We start from the raw sequence: 23240 nt of genomic DNA, 5'->3' as shown, positions 1-23240 counted from the left end.
TATGAAGAATACTAATCGCAGAAACTTTCTCAAGTCACTAGCCGCTTTGACTGGTACCGCATTGTTACCCACGTCACTGCTTGCCGATAACGGTATCGTGACTACCTCTAAAGTTAAGAGACCTGACACCAGCGGCTGGAAAGTATCCGGCGCACATTGGGGTGCATTTCGTGCCAATGTTCAGGGTGACAAACTCGTTGAGGTGCAACCTTTTGAGTTTGATCAATACCCTACCGATATCCTGCAAGGTGTACCGGGCATTATTTATAGCCCATCACGGGTACGTTATCCCATGGTTCGCGTTGACTGGTATAAAAACCGTCATAAAAGTGACACCACTCAGCGCGGTGATAACCGTTTTGTACGTGTAGGCTGGGACCATGCGCTAGACATGGTCTATGAAGAGCTTGAGCGTATCCAAAATGACTACGGTCCTTGGGCATTGCACACAGCTAACGTTGGCTGGCGCTCCGTAGGACAAATCCATAGTTGTGGTAACCATATGTTACGCGCTGTTGCCATGCATGGTAACAGCGTAGGTACGGCTGGTGATTACTCAACGGGTGCAGGCCAAGTGATTCTACCTTATGTGCTGGGTTCTACTGAAGTCTACTCACAAGGTACATCGTGGCCAGTGATTTTGGAAAACTCAAAAGTCATTGTCTTTTGGGCGAATGACCCCTTCAAGAACTTGCAAGTCGGTTGGAACACAGAAACACATGAATCCTATGAATATCTAGAGCAGTTACGTGAAAAAGTCAAAAATAAAGAAATTGAGGTCATCTGTATTGACCCGGTCAAAAGCAAAACACAGAATTATCTAGAGTGCACCCATCAATATGTTAATCCGCATACCGATGTGGCATTTATGCTCGCTATTGCGCATACGCTCTATACCGAAAAGCTCTATGATACAAAATTTATTGACATTTATACGCTCGGCTTCGAAGAGTTTATCCCCTATGTGATGGGTAAAACTGAAGACATGGTCGAGAAAACACCAGAGTGGGCAGAGAAAATTTGTGGTATTAAGGCGGAACGCATCCGTCAGCTTACCCGTCTGATGGCCGAGAACCGCACTCAGCTTATTTTTGGCTGGGCGATTCAGCGTCAACAGCATGGTGAGCAGCCTTACTGGATGGGTGCGATTATTGCAGCCATGCTCGGTCAATTCGGTCAGCCAGGTGGTGGCATTAGCTATTCGCATCACTACAGCTCATCTGGTGTGCCGTCTTCTGGTGCCTCTATGCCGGGAGCGTTCCCTCTAAACCTCGATACGGGCCGTAAGCCTAAGCACGATAATGAGGACTTCAACGGCTATAGCTCTGTTATACCCGTTGCCCGAGCGATTGATTGCTTACTTGAACCCGGTAAAAAGATTAACTTTAATGGCCATGAAGTCACTCTGCCGCCTTATAAGATGGGTATCTTCTCAGGCTGTAACCAATGGCATCGTCATCAGCAGCGCAACCGCATGAAAGAAGCATATCGCAAAGTTGAGACGGTAGTTGCGGTTGATTATAACTGGACGGCAACCTGTCGCTTTGCTGATATCGTGCTACCAGCCTGTACGCCTTATGAGCGCAATGATATTGATGCTTACGGTACCTATAGCAACCGCGGCGTTATCGCCATGCAAAAACTGGTGGATCCACTCTATCATTCAAGATCAGACTTTGATATTTGGCATGGGCTTACCAAACGTATGAATCGTGAGATAGAATACAGCCGTAATATGAATGAGATGCAGTGGATTGAACAAATCTACGAAGAATGCCGTGCTGATAACTTGAAAAAAGAATTTTTTATGCCAGAGTTTGCTGAATTCTGGAAAAAAGGCTATGTTCTGTTCCCCGAAGGTGAGAACTGGGTACGTCACGCGGATTATCTTGAAGATCCAGAGGTCAACGCCCTTGGTACGCCATCAGGCTTTATTGAGATAAGCAGCCGTAAAATTGCCAGTTATGGCTATGATGACTGTAAGGGGCATCCTATTTGGATGGAGAAAATTGAGCGCTCACATGGCGGTCCTGGCTCCGATAAACATCCATTGTGGTTACAATCAGTTCACCCAGATACACGTCTTCACTCACAAACCTGTGAATCTGAAGAGCGCCGCGCAACTTATACGGTGCAAGATCGTGAACCCTGCTACATGGGTCCTGAGGATGCAAAAGCTCGTGGTATCAGTGATGGTGATATTGTACGAGTCTTCAATGACCGAGGCCAACTGCTTGCGGGTGCGGTTGTCTCCGATAACTTCCCGCCGGGTATTATTCGTATTCAAGAGGGCGCATGGTATGGTCCTACCGGTCCTGAGATTGGGGCGCTAGATACTTATGGTGATCCTAATACCTTAACCATTGATATTGGTACCTCAAGTCTTGCACAAGCACCTAGTGCCAATACCTGTATTGTTGAGATGGAGAAGTTTGTTGGTAAAGCCCCAGCAGTCACCGCTTTTGGTGGTCCAAAGTATGTGAATCCAGATGGTAGTTCTGCTACATCAGCTTAGTTGTGATAAAACAGCATAGCAACATTTGAATAAGCGATCTAAACGATGCCTTTGTAAATTGCGTGTATGATTTACAAAGGCATCAAGCCATATGGATTATCGCTTGCGAAAGCTGCATTCAATACAACCGTCATTTAATAAAACTGTCATTTAATAAAAAATAGTATATTGCTTACATTGGACATAACATGAATATAACCGAAGAATGGCAAGCCGCTAATACTGCACGTTCTGCCCTATATCGTTGGTTTGCTGATATTTTTGCTCGTGAGCTCACTTCAGATACATTAGATGGGTGGCAACACAATCAAGCTTACGATAGTATTCATGAGGCATTTACTAGCCTTGGGCTTGAGCAATATAGTGACCGTGTTAAAGTAGCCATCGATAATCTGAAAGAACTACCCAAAGATGATCGTGCTATTGAGCTGGCCGCTGACTTTGCTCAGCTTTTCTTGCTCAGTGGTGATGATAGCGCGCCGCCTTATGCCTCTTATTATTTAAGTAATAATAAACATCTCTACGGGAAACCGGCTGAACATATGCTGCGTTTTCTCGACAGTCAACAGCTCAGTTTACATCCTGAATTTCGTGAGCCTAACGATCACTTGAGTGTTTATTTTATCGTCATGAGCTTGTGGATTAATAATAGTATCGAGCAACAGCTCGAGATGGTAAGCACGGCACAAGAACAAATTGACTTTCTTGACAGCGCTTTACTTAACTGGCTACCGCAATTTACCACTCATTGTCAGAAAATTAGGGTGAAAACGGATCTTTACCCTGCTCTTACGGCTTTAGCAGAGCAATTTATCTTAGAAGATAGAGAAGCGCTGGCGACTATCGTGAACTAGCGCATCTGCAAGCAACAGTCGCTTTTTAAGCTTGGTATGAATTTATTATAGATGCCATCGGATATAAGTGAGTATAAATCTAATGATTACCGTTGAACAACTCCAGCAAGCCATAACCCAGCGGATAGACAGTTATAATCAAAATGATTCGCCATTGGCTGATAGGGCCACGCAAACGTGTGCGCTATTGGACAGTCGTAACCAAATATTGGCTGAATATATTATTTCACCATTTGCGGTGCCCAGACAGAATTTATCTGCGATGGATGGTTATGCTATTTCTAAGGGTAGCACACTCTCAAAAGCCAGTATTATCGAGATAGTTGGAGAGTCACAAGCAGGTAGTCCTTATGATGGCACTTTAAAAAAAGACCAAGGAATCCGTATCTTTACCGGCGCTGTCGTGCCCGATAGTTGCGATACGGTTATCATGCAAGAAAACACCAATTTTGCTGTTATAAAAGACAGTATTGATAAGACGCAACCTTACGAGATTATTTTATCTAAAGCGGCAGACGCAAATGCTAATATCCGCAAAGAAGGTGAAGAGATACAACAAAACGAGTTGGTCTTACAACAGGGTAAACGCCTAAATCCTGCTGATATCAGCTTACTTGCTAATTTAGGAATCAATAAAGTAAAGGTATTCAAGCCCCTTACGGTAGGTGTGTTAGCGACAGGGGATGAACTGGTCGCACTAGGTGATAAATTGGAGCATTTAGCACAGATATATAACTCTAATACCCCCACTCTAAAAATATTATTAGACTCGCTGCCTATCATTATTCGTGATTACGGCATTATTCCTGATGATTTAGATAAAACCACTAAGGTGGTTACTAAAGCCATGCAAAAGTGCGATGTTCTGATTTCTACCGCTGGCGTATCAGTGGGCGATTATGACTTTTTGACCACTGTCATTGAGCAACTGGGACAAATCAATCACTATAAAGTGGCAATGAAGCCTGGCAAACCTTTCGTCTTTGGTGAGTTGAATAAAGGTGTCGATAAGCCCGTATTATACTTTGGGTTACCGGGTAATCCTTTGTCAACTGTGGTTGGGTCATTACAATTTGTGATTCCGGCACTATGGCGTCTATCAGGCGTATACGTTGATGATTTACCTATGGCAATCACCGTGGATGCCACGCTTCAAGATGATATTAAAAAGTCAGTTGGCCGTAAAGACTTTCAACGCGGCGTGCTGTCTCAAAATGAGAGTGGTGACTTTCAAGTCACAGGCTTTGCAAAACAGCAATCACATCGTATCAAGCAACTCAGTAACGCCAACTGTTTAATTATTTTGGCGCCAGATGTTGGCAATGTATCAGCAGGTGAGAAGGTACAGGTTCAGCCATTCCCTTGGTCATAGTTAAGTGCTTATCACTAACGACTTATTACTAATGGTAATGGCTAATAGTAAGCAAATATCCGTAACAGGATTCGATATTTTTTGAAGATTACTGTAGTCTTTGATGGTTATCTTACGGTGAATATGTTTTATTTACCATATTATTATCTCCAAAGTTGTTATAATCAGAGACGACATTGATCTATTCTCAATTTTCATTCATAACCTGAGGCAACGCTTAAAGCACACAACATATTCCACATTAATGGTAATACACTATGACCTATCACGCTCCCACAATAGGGAATGCGCAATTGCATTCACCTGTCTCCACGCCTGTTATATTTGATGGTAACAGCACTTCTATCACAGATGCTTCTCTGCCTGATACTGACTATCTACCCTTAACTGACGGCTTTTCAAGACGCCTTACTTATCTGCGCCTGTCTATTACAGATTTCTGTAATTTTCGCTGTGAGTACTGCCTACCTAATGGTTATCAAGGCAAACGCCCTGATGACGAGTTGAGCGTGTCTGAGATTGCTACCTTGATACGCGGCTTTGCACAGGTTGGTACTGAAAAGGTACGAATAACGGGCGGTGAGCCTTCCATTCGCCGCGATGTCGTCGATATTATTGATACAATCAAAAGCACTGATGGTATTAAGACTGTGGCGATGACCAGTAATGGTTATAAGCTTGGCCGCCATCTTGCTAATTGGAATAGTGCTGGGCTTAATCAGATTAATATCAGTATGGATAGCTTTGATGCCGCTACCTTTCATAAGATGACTGGCTTTAATATGTTACCGCAGTTGATGACTGATATGGATCAGCTGTTAGAGACCACTGATATTAAGTTAAAAATAAACAGTGTTTTGATGGCAGAAACTGCCTTTCAAAATCTAGTCAGCGCTATGGAATACGTTAAACAGCGTCCAGTAACTTATCGTTTTATCGAATTCATGCAAACCAGTGACAATAGCGATTTGTTTTTTGCCCAGCATGCTCAGTCTGATCTGATAACGGACTATCTTATTGAACATGGTTGGCAAACCCACGAGCGTGGTAGTGCTGATGGCCCAGCGATTGAATACAGTCATCCAGATTATCTTGGCCGTATAGGTATGATTGCGCCCTATGCCGCCCATTTTTGTGACAACTGTAATCGTCTGCGTGTTAGTAGCTTGGGCAAGGTACATCTGTGTTTATTCGATGAAGGTAACTATGACATTCGTGAGCACCTACGTCAAAATGATGTCGATGGTCTCATTGCTACGCTACGAAGCTTTATGCCTATCAAGCCTGAACATCATCACTTGCACGATTCCAATAGTGGCATGATGAATAATTTATCAATGATTGGTGGCTAGTTGCATTGTCTATAAGACTAAACATTCATTTAGCTTTTGTAGACATTAGAGTTGTTTAATATATAAATTATGTCGAACAAGATTTTAAAGCATTTGTACCATCAATTAAGAATAACTATTAAGGAATACCCATGTCCAAACCTGCTGCAGAATTTACCCCGCTTAATATCGCCATTCTAACGGTTTCTGACTCTCGTACTATTGATGAGGATACCTCAGGGCAGTATCTAGTCGACCAGCTAACTGCTGCTGGTCATAACCTTGCTGATCGTAAGCTTATTACTGATGATATTTATAATATTCGCGCCGTTATCAGTGGCTGGATTGCCGACTCAAACGTCCATGCGGTTATTACAACCGGCGGTACTGGTTTTTTCATTCGTGACAGTATTCCAGAAGCGGTCAGTGTGTTATTTGACAAATCTATTGACGGTTTCGGTGAAATGTTTCGCCTAATTTCAAAAGACGATATCGGTATGTCTACCGTACAGTCGCGAGCGATTGCTGGTATGGCCAATGGTACCGGTGTATTTTGCCTACCAGGCTCAACGGGTGCTTGTCGTACGGGTTGGGAAGGTATATTAAAAGATCAGTTTGATAGCCGTACTCGTCCGTGCAATTTTGTCCCGCACTTTATGCGCGCGAATCCTAGTCATGATAGCCATGACCATGAATAATGTTTTGGCGAGTTTAGCCGGTGTCGTGATTTTGGCTGGCGGTAACTCCAGACGTATGGGCACGCCTAAAGCTAAGCTGACATTACCGACTAATGAAACCTTGCTAGATTATCATGTCCGGCAGGCTATCAAGTTAAACGTTCCTATTATGATTGCGGATAATGGGCGTAGCTTTACGGTCAATGCAGAATTATTATCAAGTAAACCAGAGTTGCCTATTTTTCATATTGCTGATTACCGTTCTGTGTCCATTATAGATAATAGTGAGACAGAAGGGCCGCTCGTCGCGATTGAGTCAGCGCTGCAAGCATTGGCCAGTTTAAACAGTATTGCTACGCAAAATAATGAGCACTCATCATGGTTGATGGTCATCAGCTGTGACAGCTTAATCACGGCTCATGATCTTTGGCAGGAATTAAACCTCTATATTGACGCAGCCATTAGTGATGATATAGCGACTACTCAACCTAGCGCTCCATCCACTATTAAAGCAACAAATAAGTCAGTGATTTGTCTAACAGATGATTCCCATTTATATCCGCTGTTAGGACTTTATAAGTTAGATATTGAGTCTGATTTGCGTGCTTATATTGATAATGGACAACGGCAGGTTATGAGGTTTATTGAACCTATGACTCAAGCGGTTCCCGTTATAAAAGAATGGTTGCCATTGACTAACCTCAATACACCCGAAGACTTTAAGCGTGCCTGTGCAGCTTTATATCATTTATAAAATAATGAGACTGTTAATAGAGTAATGAGATATGCTAATGAATGCCAATGTTGAACAGAACACTCACGCTAATTCAGGCCCCCCTGCTCTATCACATCTAGATAGTAATGGTGATATCAACATGGTCGATGTGAGTGGCAAGGCAGCCAGTACCAGAGAGGCTCATGCTAGCGGTCAAGTGCGTTTTCCTGACACTATCTATACGCAAATCAAAGCCGCTGACGGTATGACAAAGAAAGGGAGTATTACCCAGACCGCGCATATCGCTGGTATTATGGCAGCCAAGCGTACGCATGAGCTTATTCCACTTTGCCATCCACTGCCTCTAGATAAAATTGGTCTTACCTTTAGTTATGACGATAGCATTCATGCGATTACAGTAACGGCAACGGTAAAAGTGACCCATAAAACAGGCGTAGAAATGGAAGCCCTAACCGCTGTTAGCGTAGCCTGTTTGACGATATATGATATGACCAAAGCCTTGTCGCATGACATCATTATTGATGATATCCATCTCATTAATAAAACAGGTGGCAAATCAGATTATCAATACGGTTCGATTTAATCGTTGACTAGTTTCAATAATTAGAAATGACGGCCTAGCATTAGCATTAAGAAATAGCGAACAATGGAGAATTTTATGTACATTACAGACAGAGATACAGATACTGCTATTACAGATAGCACTATGAATATTAATGTTTTATATTTTGCTGGTTTGGCTGATGAAGCCAACTGTCACGAAGAAAAAGTTAGGGTTCAGCAGTCAACGTCGCTCACTGATTTGTATGAACAGTTGAGTCAAAAGCATCGTTTCAGCCGTCCCCAGTCCCAATTACGGGTCGCTGTAAATGATTACTTCGTTAAGTGGACTGAAGCGATTAACGATGGCGACAATGTTGTTTTCATCCTACCGGTAGCCGGTGGCTAATCATGCTTCTAAAGCATTAATTAATCAATATAAGAGCGATAAGTAGAGACTACCAATGACAGATAGTATTAATAAAGATGCTGATGTAGAAAATAATAAAAAAGATGTCCATAGCCAATCAATGCGCATTGACCGTAGTGTTGATGAGGCCTATGCGATAGCTCAGCGTGATGGTTTTGCTCTCTTAGATATTGCCATTGATGAAGACAGACTCAAAGCTATGCTGGATGATGACAGTTGCGGCGCTTTTGTCAGTTTTGAAGGGCGCGTACGTAATCATAATAATGCCAGTAGTGTTGATCGCCTGAGTTATTATGGCTATGAAGAATTAGCCATCAATCAAGGCCGTCAAATCATCGAAGAAGCGAAGCATAAATTTGAGATTACTCATGCCATTGCTATTCATCGTATAGGACCGTTAGAGATAGGCGAGATAGCCGTATGGATTGGGGTGGTTTCTGCACATCGTTATCCTTCTTTTGATGCTTGCCGCTGGATACTTGACACGGTTAAAGCGGATATTCCTGTTTGGAAGCAAGAATACTATGAGGATGACTCGTCTAAATGGTTGAGTAATAACGGCTGAGTAGCAGCGACTAGATAAGAATGGTTAAATAACAACGTTTAAATAATAGTGGTTAATAGTGATAGCCAAGTAATAAAATTATGGTGGCACAATAAACCTGGACAACCTATAAGAAATTACATCAACCAAAAAGTTGTCCCTAATATTTCCGACAAGCCCACCCTATTACTTAGTCGGGCAGCAAACATAAGACTATTAACGGCATATTAAACTATCTGGTTTCAACTAAACCACAACTTCACTTCATAATTTGTACTGCGTCCCGGAGACTGCGACTACAGCTTATCTTTCGACTTGAACGGTTCTGAGAACTGAAATATTAGAAAACTGATAACGGACAATATAATTGCTATTTCATAACGACTGTAAGCAACCGAGATGCCGATAGCAGCGTTATTCCATAAACCTGCTGCCGTCGTCGCAGTCTCTTGAACACCGTCCTCGCTTTTAAAATGCACCACCACCAATAAAACCCATGCCGGTAACGATGCCGTACATCACTCTCGATTCAGCAGATGACCCTTAATAGATGTCCATACCGACCAGCATGAACGCACATGATGCGATAGATAGTCACTAATCAAACAAATTCAGTGAGTAATTTAATAAATACCACTGCGGAATGATGGTGGTCTGCTACGGGTGAAACCATTTGATGTTATTGTCTAGATAACAACCTGCCCCATTATTTTTGTATCTAAATAAATTACCATTTAATCGATTCTAGTCAATTTCGCGAGTGTCCAAAAACATCTGTTTAATGGACACTCTCTTAAAATATAAATAAAGTCATTCACATTTTAAGTCTGCGCTTCATTAGTATACTTAATCAGTCCCGTTTACATCTGATTGCCTTCAAGCAGTCCGACATATCGTGATACGCTTTGCTTTATGGCTTTTTTTGCACCTGATAGAATGGTTTTGCCGTCAAAAGCGCCATAGATTCGATCAAAGTCCCATAGCGCCAAAACGTCGCCTATGCGCTGAACGGTAACCGCTGCTAATGGCAGCATATTGGGATAACTATGCATGAACGAGACGCGCGTATTGTCTGCGGCGACCTGAATGATGTCTCCTGTGAACAGAACCCCTTGACCATCGGCCCCCTGAGGCCAGTGTAGTACCGTGGCGCCAGGGAAATGCCCTCCGATTCGGATAAGTGAGAGTCCATCGCCCATCTCAAATTTCTCGCCTTCCCAGAAGATCAGCTTCTCATCAGGTCGCATCACCCACTCGCAATCGAGCTTATGAAGATACACAGGAGCATCGAATGCCTGCGCCCAATCTTGCATGGTTGTGTAGAAATGGGGATGCGAAATCGCGATCGCACTAATACCGCCAAGCGCATGAATAATTTCCTCAGTGACTGGATCAAGCAGAGAAACGCAGTCCCAAAGTATATTACCGTTCGATGTCCTAATCAGGAATGTCCGCTGACCTATGCCAAAATTGGGGTGGGTTTTAATTTCATACAAATTTGGTTCATGCAGTTTCCACATGTTCGAGTGGCAGGCGACGAGATTTTCAAGCGTGGTCCAAGTCTGGCCGTCGGCAGGTACATATTGACGATCATCTTCGCAGATTGGGCAATTTTTAGGAGCGCTCTTACTATTTGGGAATGATGTTCCACAGGCATTGCAGATATGAATAGGCATTATAAAGTCCTCGTGGTAAACGGTTGGAATAAATTAGGTAGAACGAAAGCCGCATCAATTTCGAGTAGTCGCTCATCGCCAGTCAATCGCTGAAATGAAGTGATAAATACCAGTTTTGTACTGTTTGGCGCTACCTCGATATACAGATATTCAAATTGGATGAATATTGAAAGTTATCAGGATGACTAAGGTTGAAACATATTTGTTTTAGGTTTCTTTTTTTATTAGGACTCTTCTGTTTGTAGTGTCGTCATCCTCATTCCACCCCATGTGACAAAGATGACACCGAGCGCGATCAGAGAAGCACCCAGAATGAGCCCGTCCGGCGGGTTTTCGCCTTGTAGAAAAACAGCGACAGGAACGCCGACAACTGCCCCAACCGCTCCCAGCAAACTCAATAAAACCGGACCACCCGTTTTTTGGAGCAAGAACAACAGTAGGAATTGAGCGGCAAAGATAAAAGCCTGTACGGTGATCAAACCAAATGGCAAAAAATCTCCTAATGGAACAGCAAGCGAGAAGTCCGGTAAAATGCTGACCATACCGAGTAGTATGGCAGCTGCGATCAACATGCCTGGAGCAAGCGCGCTGGGAGACGCATTGTCTGGCCAGCGTAATGTGCGATAGATATTGCCAATGGCAAGCAAGACGGGGCCACAAAGCGCTATTAGAATCCAGAATACGCTGGCATCTGCCGCAGAAAACTTGTGTGCTGCCAATACACCGGCACCGGCAAGTGCTGCAGCCACACCAAAAGCGCGAAGGCCATTGAATCGCTCTATCCGCAGCGCCAGTGCGCCAAGATAGGTGAGAAGCGGTGGCAAGGCGATAATCAAAGCGACGAAACCGGCGCCAACGTGTGGAATAGCTGAAAAGAAAATCAAATTGGAGCCTGCGACACTGACAAGCGCCGCGATTAAATAGTACTCGAAACTGCGCGCGCTCAGAGGCGGCAACTCATGCCGTAGGAGTGCGACGATCAAAAGAATGATGGCAGCCCCAGTGATTGACCAAAAGAGGAAGGCAAGCGGCGTTAAGTCGATTACGCCTGCGTATTTCGCCAGATTGGTAGATATACCTAATAGTAAGCCTCCAGCTAAAAGACAACTAAAAGGAATAAACCACGCATTCTTACGGCGAGATAGCTCCTGCTCCGTAAATTCACTCATAGCTTATCCTAATGGCCAAAAATACATTTTAATATCAAAGTATTATTTATATAAGGATATGTACTTAGCCACTATTTCCTTGTTAATACCGATAATTGTTAATACCGATGAATTTTGTTCAAAACAAAGAAGACCTTTGAACTCAAAATTACTCGATGGGAAAGATTGGACGAAGCAAACGGATCATATCTTTTCTTCTCAGTGTGACGCCGATTCTTTAGAATCAACACCGAGAAAATATGCCTAGATTGAATAGTTAGGACTCAGCTGGTTTATCAAATAATGTTTCAATCGGTTTAGTATGAATACTAGAGCTATTGAACATCGATTTATTACCGGTATCGCCTTCAGTCCAGAAGTTGATATTGAATTGGGCATCGTCACTTAATTCTACGCGGTGCCAATATTCAGGTGGGCTGACGGCAAATTGTCCTGCTGCAATGACTATAGTTTGCTCAGGTTCGGTGGCCGCTTCATCAGAAAACCCGTAGAAGGTGACAGTGCCTTGCATGACGCAAATTTGGCCGAACACGCCTTCTGCTGTGTTGTGATGTGTTAATAAGGCTTTAGGAACTTTATCCTTAGTGAAGAAATGAGTAGAACGTTTTATTTTCCAATGGCTCGGAATGATCAAATGGCTCATGGTAACTCCTTGGTTAATACGTTTCGTTGGTTATCATCTTATCTTAAACTGACCGCCAAACCATCGTTGACGTAGAATGGATTGATATCACTGGCTTTATTAAAAGGTATGGCATCGAGAATATCAACGCTTACTTATAGAAAAGAACGTTATGGATATTCTATACTTATAACTCAACAATATCACAAGCAAAATACGATTGTAGCTTTTTAAAATCTCGCTATAATTTATTGGATTTTTTATAAATTTGAGAGTGTCCAGAAAACACTTGTTTAATGGACACATGCTAGTAGAACGAATTACCCAGTTTATTCATGAAAATTAGTACAGCTGTCGCTAGTTCAAACCACCATATTTATACCAATCGCTATTAAGACTAATCCACCAGCTGCTTCAGCCCAACCGCCAAACCAGTTTCCAGACTTGCGTCCTATATAAGCGCCTAGTATGCTCAATACTCTTGCGACTAAGCCAATAATCAAACATGCCAAATAAGCATTAACTGATAATTGGTTTAACGTAAAACCTGCGGCTATGGAATCGATGCTGGTGGCCATGGCTAAAGAGAGCAATTTTCGCTGGCTGAAATTACTCGGAGTGTCATCGTCATCAATTGAACGAGATTCATAGAGCATCTTGAGTCCAAGAGCTACCAGTATTAAAACAGCAAGCCAAGTAGCCCCTTTAGCAAACCAGTCAGGCATGGTAGAGCCAAGTGCATAACCAATCAGCGGCATCAATCCTGAAGCAACCCCAAAATATACACCAATCAGTAAGGCCATCTTTAGGAACTGCGGCTTAGTATTGTTTCTATGCTGGGATCCAAGTCCAATTGTTGCTGCAAAGGCATCCGCAGCTAGCGCCAATGCTAATAAAGATATTTCTAACATAATAAGAAAGTGCTCGCTACAAAGAAGATTAATTGGACAGCTTCAACCACTTCGAATTTATTCAATATTTAATAGGTCGTGCGTTAGATAACCATTAACTAACTACCCTATTAAATTGACAATAAAATTACAGAATAGCTTACTAATCCTTGCCACAATGAATGATCTATCATAAATAAGGATTTATTATGAATATAACCTCTAAGAATAAATTGCAGTCATTGGTACCGTCTATACATTATAATTCTAGCTGTACTTGCTCAAAATGCGGCTGTAGCTGTCCCTCAACTTGTGATAAATGTGACATGTGTTCAAAATGCTGTCAGTGCGGCGAAAAGTAATGTAATTCACAGCGTATAATTTCCCACGCAATTAATAATATAAAAAAAGCCGCACCCTCAAGTAATACTTAAGGGTGCGGTTTTTTTAGATGTAAAAGTAATTAACTTATACGTTAAGCTTTAGGTTTTAAAGCACTTGGCTTATCCCTTGTTCGCAGCAATCCAGCTTTGCATCTGCTCAATCTCAGGCTGCTGTGCATCGATAATCTCTTGCGCCAGTTTGCGCATCTCAGGATCTTTACCATATTTGAGCTGTACCTCTGCCATATCGACTGCGCCAACATGATGCGGTAGCATACCGCGGGCAAATGCCATATCTGGTATTGGGTCTGCAATACCGAGCATCATGTCATCATGCATCGCATCCATACCATCGGCATAGGCCTGTTGCATCGCTTTGGTATCCGCTGTCGGAGTATCGACATCAGGATTATTTGCCAGCCATGTTTTCATCGTGGCAATCTCAGACTGCTGTGCATCGATGATCTCTTGTGCCAGTTTACGCATCTCTGCATCAGTACCGTATTTGAGCTCAATCTCTGACATATCTACCGCGCCGATATGATGACCGAGCATGCCTTGAGCGAATGCAGTATCGGGATCGTTATAATTCATACCAACCATCATCTCATCATGCATGGTAGTCATAGATTCGGTGTACTCTTTGAGCATATCGGTCGTTGGTGCTCCGTCTGCTGCCATAGCATCTGCACTCATGTCATGATCAGCATGCGGCTCTACTACCTGAGCTGAGGGCTCAGGCCCCTCGATTGGTGGCGGAATAGTGTCATCCGTCGGCTCTGGTTGACAAGCGCTTAGTGCCAGCGCCGCACTGATACTAACAGTAAGAAAAGCAAAACGTGATTTATGATTGACAATCATGGTATATCCTTAATTTAAATAGGTTAAATAATAAGCGGGTAACAGAGTTTAAAACAGTTTTGAATATTAGTAGTTATTTTAGCTCTTCAATGAGTGCTTGCATCTCACCGATTTCTTTCTTCTGAGTCTTAATAATACCATCCGCTAACTTTCGTACTCTTGGGTCTTCAATATCAGCACGGGTACTGGTCAAAATAGCAATCGAATGATGCGGTATCATCGCTTGCATCCAATCGACTTGATCAACAGTCGCTTGTGATCTGACACCCCACAGACCGACTGCAAATAGCACCACACTTAAACCGTAGACTAGCAAATTTACCTTGGTTTTTTTATACATGTTGCTCATAAAGGCCATCATAATTATGGCCATGACCGCGCCCATATATAGCGCCATATAAGCTCTGGTCTCACTAAAATAAACATGATCCCATTTATAGGTATTAAAATACATCATGATAAACATCGCGACAGTAGAGGTTAGAATCATCAGTGTAAATTTGAGATAAGGATTCATCTGATTTTTATTATTCATATGCTGTTGATTAGAGTTATTCATAATAATGCCTGTGTGAACCTAATAAGATAAACTTAATAATATGAGCTTGATAAAATTAAAACCAGAATTTAACACCTGCAGTCACACTACTAGAATTAACATTTTCGCCCAATTGGCGCTGCTGACCACGAGCACTACCCAAGGCGGTCTCGTAGCGGTAGCCAACATAAGGCGCTAGCTGACGGCTTAAAGTCTCATAAGTAAGCCGAACTTCGGTTTCTAATTCATTAAAACCTTTCGTAATGTTATTGTCAGTATCGTCCTTGCTAAACGCAGTCAGCTCTACTTCCGGTATCACTACCCAGTGCTGATCTAACCGCCATTGATACTCAGCCTCAAGATCAAGGCGAACTTGTCCATCAGTATATAAGTAGGCTCTAGCTTCTGTATCAATAAAATAAGGGGTAGTGCCTTCAATGCCAGTCATGATGGCGGGCTTATCATTTTTGGTATCATAAGCGACACCAGCTTGACCATTCCAATAAATACCTAGTGGCTGCCAATAAGAAAGGGATGTCAAACTGTCAATATCTTTATCATCCTTAGTCTGAATCTCACCTTCACTACGCAGCATAATGCGCTGACTGTCGGTACCGACCCAAGCTTCAGTTTCATAATTTATCTCATCATCATCAAACAAGTAGCCCAGTTTAGATACTGAAACGCCCCATGTCGGCAAACTCCCTTCCATGACCGGTTTACCATAGCGTCCATAACCAACCCCGTTTGAGTAATCAGGATTGCGGGCATCACTTGGCGGCTCGCCACCTTGCATACCTGACATATCCATATCCGACATGTCCATGTCTGACATATTCATACTACTATCATCCGTGCTATCGTCGTTCATGCCCGGCATAGTCATGCTGTCGTCTTTCATGCCTGACATATCCGGCATATCGCTTTTATTCATATTATTTGTAGCATTAGAATGGTCAGCAGCATTTGCTTGAGTTATGCTCATTACTAGCAGCACAGATACAGACAACAGCGTCATACTAATATTTACTTTATGTATTTTCATCTCATCTCTCACCTAGCAAAGACTTCTTTAAACAACGGCGACTTCTCTGAACATACCTGCATTCATGTGATACAGCAAATGACAGTGCCAAGCCCATCTGCCTTGCTCACCGGTGACATCGAAGCTAATCTTTTGCGCAGGCTGGACCATGATAGTATGCTTTCTAGCTTGAAATTCGCCAGTGGGCGACCGTAGGTCACTCCACATTCCATGTAAATGCATCGGGTGGTTCATCATCGTGTCATTCACTAAGGTAATGCGGACGCGCTCGTTAGGTTTAATATTAATCGGTTTGGCATCTCTAAAAGGTAGGCCATCAAAGCCCCAGATATAACGATCCATATTGCCCGTTAAATGTAGCTCAATTTCTCGGCTAGGCTTATGCTGTTGGGCAATCGCGCCGTCCTCGATAGTGTGCAGTTGGCTATAAGTGAGTACATCTCTATTTTTACTAACCTTGCGTAGGTTGACACCGACATCATCAAGATTTATGCGTGGATTATCGACGCGCATTGCGCTTTTATAATCATATTCGGTCTTGGCATGGGTGGCTTTATAACCCTCACTATCTATAGCGCCCATCATATCCGCCATCGTCATCCATTCAATCTCATCCATAGCAGGGGTAGCAGCGCGGGCATTTTCCTTAGTTGCTAAGGTCGCAGTGACGTATCCTGTCCGGTCTATATTCTGTGCGAATATAGTATGAGCATCTTGCGTTGGTGTGACAATAACGTCATAAATTTCGGCAACCCCAATACGGAAGTCGTCAATCGTCACCGGTTCAATATCGTTGCCATCAGCGGCTACCACGGTCATCTTTAAACCCGGAATCCGCACATCAAAGATAGTTTGTGATGAGCCATTGATAATACGTAATTTAACCGGCTTACCGGCAGTTACTAATTGCGCCCAATTGGCCGTTGTGGTCTTACCGTTGATAAGATAGGTAAAGGTATTTTTACCTGATAAGTCGCTAAAATCCGTGGGCATCATGCGCATCTGATTCCACATTTTGCGCTCATCAAAGGCGGTTTTTATATCGGTTTTGGCGATATCTGCCAGCAATCTTTTAAAGTCCGGTTGATGGTAGTTATCAAAGTCTGAGCGCTGCTTGAGCAGTTTAAGTAAATTATTAGGGTCGCGATTGGTCCAATCACTGAGGAAAATCACATGGTCTTCAGCGATAGGATGACGCTCGCGGCCTTTGGGCTCAATGATAATCGCCCCGCGCAGTCCGACTTGCTCTTGGAAGGCAGTATGTGAATGATACCAATAAGTACCTGATTGCTTCAGCGGAAATCGATAAGTAAAGGTACTGTTGGCAGGAATACCGTCAAAGCTAATATTAGGCACGCCATCCATCTCAAAGGGTACTAAGAACCCATGCCAATGTAAGGAGGTCGACTCATCCATCTGATTATGGACGCGTATTACGATGTTGTCGCCTTCTTGCATATGCAAGGTTGGTCCGGGTAATGAGTCGTTAATAAGCATTGCCATGCGCTGCTTGCCATCAACAATAACTGGCTGCTTAGTAATATATAAATCAAATTCCGGCCCAGTCAGAATAGGAACCTTATGTGTATTTTGGTCGCTATTAATAACGGCGCGCTGCTGACCCATGCTGTTTAGGTTACCAATTGCACTATTGGCAATAGTCGGAAGTATGGACGCGCCAAATAGTGCCGATGAGCCTGCCAAAAAACGCCGACGATTTAATTTATTTTGCTCATTCATAATTATGACCTAACTCAAGGGATGGGGCGTGTTTGATATCTAAACCGAGGCTAAAGCTACAGTTGCTGCTGAGGAGACTCAATATTGGCATAAACTTCGGTACTTCCGTCTTTATTCAGCTGCATAATTTGATACGGTGCAAATTTGTTTTGATATTCCATACCTGGGCTACCAACTGGCATGCCTGGTACGGCAAGTCCAAGCGCTTGCATCGGCGGGTTCTCTAAAAATTCAGCCATATATTTGGCGGGCACATGACCTTCAAATACATAGCCATCGGTGGTGACAGCGGTATGACAAGAGCGCATTTCATTGGGGACGCCATAGCGATCTTTGAGCAACGATAAGTTTTCAGGGTGCTGAGCTGTTGCACTTAATCCGTTACTTTGTGCGTGATCTATCCACTCTTCACAACAACCACAATTTACATCTTTATAAACGGTCGCTGAGACGTTCTTTAGTAATTCTGAGTTATTGTTTGAAACAGTCATGGCAGACGCAGGCATTGTATTTGGGGCGGCTGTTTTTGATGTGCTAGCCGCTGCCTGCTCGTTTTGTGGTGTGCTGGTATTATTATCAGCTTGACCACAAGCAAACAGTGATGATGCCACCATCAATAAAAGTATCTGACAAGATAACTTGCTATATTTGTAAGAAAACATGTTTTTATAGCTTCCCATAACATCATCCTTAAACGTCTATTATCGTAAGTAGGCCGTGTTCGATATTTATAAATAAACACTGTTGTAAATATGCACAGTTGATAGCCTCGTCCGCGTATAAGTATCTTTGCAAATCACTTATTCAAAACTTAATGGGTTTATTCTCTTTAAGTTTTGAGTAGTAATGTTTTTGTTAGCCTCTCACTATTGTTAGCATTTCATTATGGTTTAACAGAGGCTATGACTTAACAGGGCTAAATTCTTTAAGATTCACTTTTATTGGGGCCGCAGTGTTCTTGATACATTTGTTGCATTTTACTCATATTGGCCATCATAGCTTTTTTCATGGCAGGGTCATTCATATCCATCTGGCTCATTTGACCATGATCCATATTTTTCATCATTTGACCATGATCCATATTTTTCATCATTTGACCGTGATCCATATTTTTCATCATTTGACCATGATCCATGTTTTGCATCATCTTCATATGCTTGTCCATCTTTGCACAGTCCATTTGACCTTGTTGCATAGGCATCTTTGCATCATGTGCGGTAGAATCATGCGCCGTAGCACATGCTGAAACGGTTAAAGCGAGTGCAGTCGCTACAATTGATTTAGTTAACCACATAATTAATTCCTCTTGGTTTGATTAAGAGCTGTTGAAGCTCAATACTGTTAATTACTCGATATTATTAATTATAGCTCATTAGGGCTAGAAATCATTTAGACTAAAGGCTATTCAATAAGTTTACATTATATAATGTTGATTCTGACTGGCAAATGACATCAAAATGATAATTTTGTCATCTTCACAGCTTTAAGCCACGCAATCTCAGCGCGTTACCAATCACAGATACTGAAGACAGACTCATGGCAGCGGCCGCTATCATTGGACTGAGTAAAAGGCCGAAAACTGGATACAGGACGCCCGCAGCAAGTGGTATGCCAAGCGCGTTGTAGACGAACGCAAAGAACAGATTCTGTCTGATATTGCGCATCGTGGAATGGCTCAGTTTATGCGCTCTAACAATCCCCATCAGATCACCCTTCACTAGCGTAATACTTGCACTCTCCATAGCCACATCTGTGCCTGTGCCCATTGCGATGCCGACATTAGCCTGCGCAAGAGCGGGGGCATCGTTGATACCATCACCCGCCATGGATACAATCTTACCGCTATTTTGCAGCTCTTTGATGATGCGGTTTTTGTCCTCTGGAGAGACATCCGCATGCACTTCGTCAATATTAAGTTTACTAGCAACTGCTCTGGCCGTTATCTCGTTGTCACCTGTCAGCATGACTACGCGCAGTCCAGCCTTATGCAGCAGAGATATTGCCTCGCTTGTACTCGGCTTGATCGGGTCGGCGACTGATATTAGACCAGCAGCTTGCCCATCTACCGCGACAAACATCACGGTTTCACCGTCCTTCCTGCGTTTGTCGGCGCGGTCTGAAAGCGCACTGTCAAAACTATCAAGGCGCTCCATGAATTTTGAGTTGCCGACGGCTACCTGCTTGCCATTAACAAGCGCCTGCGCACCTTCACCAGTGGTCGAGCTGAAATCGCTGGCTTTTGCAATATCGAGAGATTTTGTCTTCGCAGCATTAACAATGGCTTCTGCCAGAGGATGTTCGCTAGCACTCTCTACCGCTGCAACAAGTATAAGGAGTTCATCCTCATCTAAACTTCCAAGCGCTTCGATAGCGGTGAGTTCTGGCTTTCCTGCGGTCAGCGTTCCCGTTTTGTCCACAACGATGGTGTCAACTTTTTCCATGGTCTCTAACGCTTCAGCGTTTTTGATAAGCACCCCATTCTGAGCACCTTTTCCGGTGCCAACCATGATCGACATCGGCGTGGCGAGCCCTAATGCACAGGGACAGGCTATGATTAATACAGCGATGGCATTGACCAATGCAAAAGCCATTGCAGGCGCAGGTCCGAACATAGCCCAGACGATAAAGGTCACGACGGAGCAGACAAGGACGATTGGCACGAACCAACTGGCTACCTTATCCACCAGTCGCTGTATTGGTGCACGGCTGCGCTGGGCTTCGGTAACCATCTTGACAATTTTGGATAATACCGTATCTTCACCGACATCGACCGCTTTAATCAATAGTGCCCCAGTACCGTTCACCGTGCCGCCGGTGACCGTATCTCCCTGCGCTTTCGAGACAGGGATTGGTTCGCCAGTCACCATAGATTCATCGATGCTACTACTTCCATCGAGTACAGTGCCGTCTACGGGAAGCTTTTCTCCTGGCTTCACTCGTAGTCTGTCACCACTGACAACTTCGTCAAGTGACACTTCTGTTTCGACATCGTTCTCATCCACACGCCTTGCCATTGGTGGTGTCAGTTCAAGCAGGGAACGGATCGCGCCGGAAGTCTGACTTCTGGCTTTGAGCTCTAGAACTTGACCCAATAGTACCAGTGTTGTGATAACCGCTGCTGCTTCATAGTAAACCCCGACCCGACCGGAGGCGTCCCTGAAGCTGTCTGGGAAAATGCCCGGAACAAAGGTTGCCGCCAGACTGAAACCAAAAGCAGCGCCTACGCCCACCGCAATAAGAGTGAACATGTTCAAGTTTCGGCTTTTTACTGACTGCCAGCCACGGACGAAGAAAGGCGCTGCCCCCCATAATACCACTGGTGTCGCAAGCGCCAGTTGAATCCACTGAGAGACCTGCCCAGAGATATCATATTGACCAATATTGTCTAGGTTTATCCCGACCATGTCACTCATTGCGTATAGAAATAGTGGTATGGTCAGCGCCGCGCAAATCCAGAACCGGCGAGTCATATCGTCGAGCTCTGAGGTGTCCTCTTCACCGGCAGTGACCGTTTCTGGTTCAAGCGCCATTCCGCATATCGGACAACCACTATTCTCCACGTCCCTGACCTCGGGATGCATTGGACAGGTATAGACCGTACCACTATAGCTGACCGGCACTTTGTCATACTTGCCACCTTTGACAGATTTTACCTCTGTACTCACCGCGCCGTGGCAGCTTGCGTGGTCATCTTTCCTCTCTGCAACAGTGTCTTCAGGTTTGAGAGACATTTTGCATATTGGACAGCCGCTATCTTCGACGTCTCTGACTTCAGGATGCATTGGGCAGGTGTAAACAGTACCGCTGTAGCCGGCTGGAACCTTATCGTATTTGCCGCCTTTGACGGGTTTTGTATCTGTACTCACCGCGCCGTGGCAGCTTGCGTGATCATCTTTCCTCTCTGCGACAGAGTCTTCAGGCTTGAGTGACATTCCGCATATCGGACAACCACTATTCTCCACGTCCCTGACCTCGGGATGCATTGGACAGGTATAGACCGTACCACTATAGCTGACCGGCACTTTGTCATACTTGCCACCTTTGACAGATTTTACCTCTGTATTCGCCGTGCTGTGGCAGCTTGCGTGGTCATCTTTCCTCTCTGCAACAGTGTCTTCAGGTTTGAGAGACATTCCGCATATCGGACAACCACTGTCCTCGACGTCTCTGACTTCAGGATGCATTGGGCAGGTGTAAACAGTACCGCTGTAGCCGGCTGGAACCTTATCGTATTTGCCGCCTTTGACCGGTTTTGTATCTGTACTCACCGCGCCGTGGCAGCTTGCGTGATTATCGTTACTGTCCATTTCTCGTTCTTCATGCTTATCGTGTTTCATAAAATCACTCCTTGAAGACGGTGAGTAGAGGTTTCGACTCTGCGCAATTGGTACTTGAACACCGATTTTCTACTGCCAAATTCAGATGTTTATCATTAAGCTTACTCTGGTTTACGCAGATACTTGAGCAGTGCCATAACGGTTAATACCAGTATGGCAAAAAACAGTATGACAAACAGCAGCCAGATCATCATCATTCCCCAGCCCATACCACCCATCATTGATCCATTCATCATTGATCCATTCATCATTCCATGCATTATAACGTTCAACATAATACTTCTCCTTAACTCAAAACCTTAGTATTAATAGTAGTATACGAGCGTATCACTTTCAATGACTTTCTAGTTACTAGTTACTTGAGGTAAACCTGTCTAACTATAGCAATCACTAGGGCAATGACGACTGCCATGCCCATCACAAATGGATCTAAATTCAGCTGAATCTAGACAAAGACGCTGAACAGCTGCATTATGTATGACCTAAGCGACTAAGCCAGAAAGCTTTGCGCAATGACCATGAAAAAATCCATCAGCAGGATATTAAACCCTGTGAGTAAACGATCTCCGTATGCCTTGTGCAAGTACACCACCCTACCACCAGCTGACGGGTAGGTATTGAAGGTTTTGATATAAGCATAAACAGTGATCGCGTTTTTATTTTTGACTGCCAGAGATGATTTGAGTGAACGCTTAGCGCTCATCGCTTTACCTATCATTACACTGGATGGTAAATCTCTACCCTTCCAACCTTTCTAAGTGCCTCTCTAAGCATCTGTAAAACCTTATAAGCTTTTTTAAAAAGGCTATAATGTTAAAAAAGGTATAATATGGCAAAAGTCGGCGTTCCGCGTCGGCCTTTTTGGCTACCAAGGACATCTTTTTATTCATGAGAACTGAACGCATTTCCTCTAATACACGCCAATCACTGCTGACGATATTTTGGCCTATGATAGTGATTGCCGGATTGGCACTGACGCT

23 protein-coding genes are annotated in these 23240 nt (G+C 43.6%); 9 read left to right on the top strand and 14 right to left on the bottom strand.

The features are described from left to right. Position 1: 1 nt before the first annotated feature. From torA to JMY06_RS10705, 9 genes are all read left to right on the top strand, one after another. Positions 2 to 2515 carry a trimethylamine-N-oxide reductase TorA gene (gene torA, locus JMY06_RS10745; RefSeq protein ID WP_201529190.1) on the top strand — a complete coding sequence of 838 codons (2514 nt, stop codon included), beginning with the start codon at positions 2 to 4 and terminating at the stop codon, positions 2513 to 2515. Between the two features lie 188 nt (positions 2516 to 2703). Continuing rightward, positions 2704 to 3369 carry a molecular chaperone TorD gene (torD, locus tag JMY06_RS10740; protein ID WP_201618254.1) on the top strand — a complete coding sequence of 222 codons (666 nt, stop codon included), beginning with the start codon at positions 2704 to 2706 and terminating at the stop codon, positions 3367 to 3369. A gap of 82 nt (positions 3370 to 3451) precedes the next feature. After that, a complete protein-coding gene (gene glp / locus JMY06_RS10735) occupies positions 3452 to 4741 on the top strand; it encodes a gephyrin-like molybdotransferase Glp (RefSeq protein ID WP_201618260.1) in 1290 nt (429 codons plus the stop codon). Positions 4742 to 4998: 257 nt separating this feature from the next. Further along, a complete protein-coding gene (gene moaA / locus JMY06_RS10730; protein WP_201618253.1) occupies positions 4999 to 6093 on the top strand; it encodes a GTP 3',8-cyclase MoaA in 1095 nt (364 codons plus the stop codon). Between the two features lie 131 nt (positions 6094 to 6224). Then, complete coding sequence (gene moaB, locus JMY06_RS10725) at positions 6225 to 6770, top strand: molybdenum cofactor biosynthesis protein B (RefSeq protein ID WP_201618252.1); 546 nt, start codon at positions 6225 to 6227, stop codon at positions 6768 to 6770. After that, the gene (locus JMY06_RS10720; RefSeq protein ID WP_227672301.1) at positions 6757 to 7503 is read left to right on the top strand and encodes a molybdenum cofactor guanylyltransferase; all 747 of its coding nucleotides are present in this window, start codon (positions 6757 to 6759) and stop codon (positions 7501 to 7503) included. The genes moaB and JMY06_RS10720 overlap by 14 nt, the downstream gene beginning before the upstream one ends. A gap of 37 nt (positions 7504 to 7540) precedes the next feature. Continuing rightward, the gene (moaC, locus tag JMY06_RS10715; RefSeq protein WP_201529180.1) at positions 7541 to 8068 is read left to right on the top strand and encodes a cyclic pyranopterin monophosphate synthase MoaC; all 528 of its coding nucleotides are present in this window, start codon (positions 7541 to 7543) and stop codon (positions 8066 to 8068) included. A gap of 75 nt (positions 8069 to 8143) precedes the next feature. After that, positions 8144 to 8434, top strand: coding sequence for a MoaD/ThiS family protein (locus tag JMY06_RS10710; RefSeq protein WP_201529178.1), 291 nt, complete (start codon positions 8144 to 8146; stop codon positions 8432 to 8434). Between the two features lie 55 nt (positions 8435 to 8489). Further along, entirely contained in the window at positions 8490 to 9020 is a 531-nt protein-coding gene (locus JMY06_RS10705) for a molybdopterin synthase catalytic subunit (RefSeq protein ID WP_201618250.1), read from the top strand. A gap of 275 nt (positions 9021 to 9295) precedes the next feature. Here the strand turns inward: JMY06_RS10705 and JMY06_RS11930 are convergent, their stop codons facing one another. The 14 genes from JMY06_RS11930 to JMY06_RS10635 form a co-directional block, all read right to left on the bottom strand. After that, on the bottom strand, positions 9296 to 9478 hold the full coding sequence (locus JMY06_RS11930) for an MgtC/SapB family protein (protein ID WP_265087896.1): 183 nt from the start codon (positions 9476 to 9478) through the stop codon (positions 9296 to 9298). 381 nt (positions 9479 to 9859) lie between these two features. Then, positions 9860 to 10675, bottom strand: coding sequence for an MBL fold metallo-hydrolase (locus tag JMY06_RS10695; protein WP_201618249.1), 816 nt, complete (start codon positions 10673 to 10675; stop codon positions 9860 to 9862). Between the two features lie 224 nt (positions 10676 to 10899). After that, positions 10900 to 11844 carry a DMT family transporter gene (locus JMY06_RS10690; RefSeq protein WP_201529698.1) on the bottom strand — a complete coding sequence of 315 codons (945 nt, stop codon included), beginning with the start codon at positions 11842 to 11844 and terminating at the stop codon, positions 10900 to 10902. A gap of 256 nt (positions 11845 to 12100) precedes the next feature. Next, a complete protein-coding gene (locus JMY06_RS10685; RefSeq protein ID WP_201618248.1) occupies positions 12101 to 12487 on the bottom strand; it encodes a DUF1971 domain-containing protein in 387 nt (128 codons plus the stop codon). A 341-nt stretch (positions 12488 to 12828) separates the two neighbouring features. After that, positions 12829 to 13377 (bottom strand): manganese efflux pump MntP family protein, encoded by a 549-nt coding sequence (locus tag JMY06_RS10680; RefSeq protein ID WP_201618247.1) that lies wholly within the window; start codon positions 13375 to 13377, stop codon positions 12829 to 12831. 482 nt (positions 13378 to 13859) lie between these two features. Next, entirely contained in the window at positions 13860 to 14600 is a 741-nt protein-coding gene (locus JMY06_RS10675) for a DUF305 domain-containing protein (RefSeq protein ID WP_201618246.1), read from the bottom strand. A gap of 73 nt (positions 14601 to 14673) precedes the next feature. Continuing rightward, entirely contained in the window at positions 14674 to 15159 is a 486-nt protein-coding gene (locus JMY06_RS10670) for a DUF305 domain-containing protein (protein WP_201618245.1), read from the bottom strand. Positions 15160 to 15214: 55 nt separating this feature from the next. Further along, positions 15215 to 16183: a copper resistance protein B gene (locus JMY06_RS10665; protein ID WP_201618244.1), complete on the bottom strand. Its 969-nt coding sequence runs from the start codon at positions 16181 to 16183 to the stop codon at positions 15215 to 15217. A 27-nt stretch (positions 16184 to 16210) separates the two neighbouring features. Then, positions 16211 to 17923, bottom strand: coding sequence for a multicopper oxidase domain-containing protein (locus JMY06_RS10660; protein WP_201618243.1), 1713 nt, complete (start codon positions 17921 to 17923; stop codon positions 16211 to 16213). A gap of 56 nt (positions 17924 to 17979) precedes the next feature. Further along, complete coding sequence (locus tag JMY06_RS10655) at positions 17980 to 18603, bottom strand: DUF411 domain-containing protein (RefSeq protein WP_201618242.1); 624 nt, start codon at positions 18601 to 18603, stop codon at positions 17980 to 17982. A gap of 245 nt (positions 18604 to 18848) precedes the next feature. Further along, positions 18849 to 19217, bottom strand: a complete 369-nt coding sequence (locus JMY06_RS10650; RefSeq protein ID WP_201618241.1) for a hypothetical protein — start codon at positions 19215 to 19217, stop codon at positions 18849 to 18851. Between the two features lie 181 nt (positions 19218 to 19398). Then, positions 19399 to 22260 carry a copper-transporting P-type ATPase gene (locus JMY06_RS10645; protein ID WP_265087895.1) on the bottom strand — a complete coding sequence of 954 codons (2862 nt, stop codon included), beginning with the start codon at positions 22258 to 22260 and terminating at the stop codon, positions 19399 to 19401. A gap of 101 nt (positions 22261 to 22361) precedes the next feature. Next, positions 22362 to 22535 carry a hypothetical protein gene (locus tag JMY06_RS10640; protein WP_201618240.1) on the bottom strand — a complete coding sequence of 58 codons (174 nt, stop codon included), beginning with the start codon at positions 22533 to 22535 and terminating at the stop codon, positions 22362 to 22364. Between the two features lie 215 nt (positions 22536 to 22750). Next, complete coding sequence (locus JMY06_RS10635; RefSeq protein WP_265087894.1) at positions 22751 to 22963, bottom strand: hypothetical protein; 213 nt, start codon at positions 22961 to 22963, stop codon at positions 22751 to 22753. Between the last annotated feature and the right edge of the window lie 277 nt (positions 22964 to 23240).

Source organism: Psychrobacter urativorans, assembly GCF_904846675.1.
In the GTDB taxonomy this organism is placed as follows: Bacteria; Pseudomonadota; Gammaproteobacteria; order Pseudomonadales; family Moraxellaceae; genus Psychrobacter; species Psychrobacter urativorans_B.
Note: the sequence above shows the minus strand (reverse complement) of the source record. Positions and strands in the feature narration are given on the sequence as shown.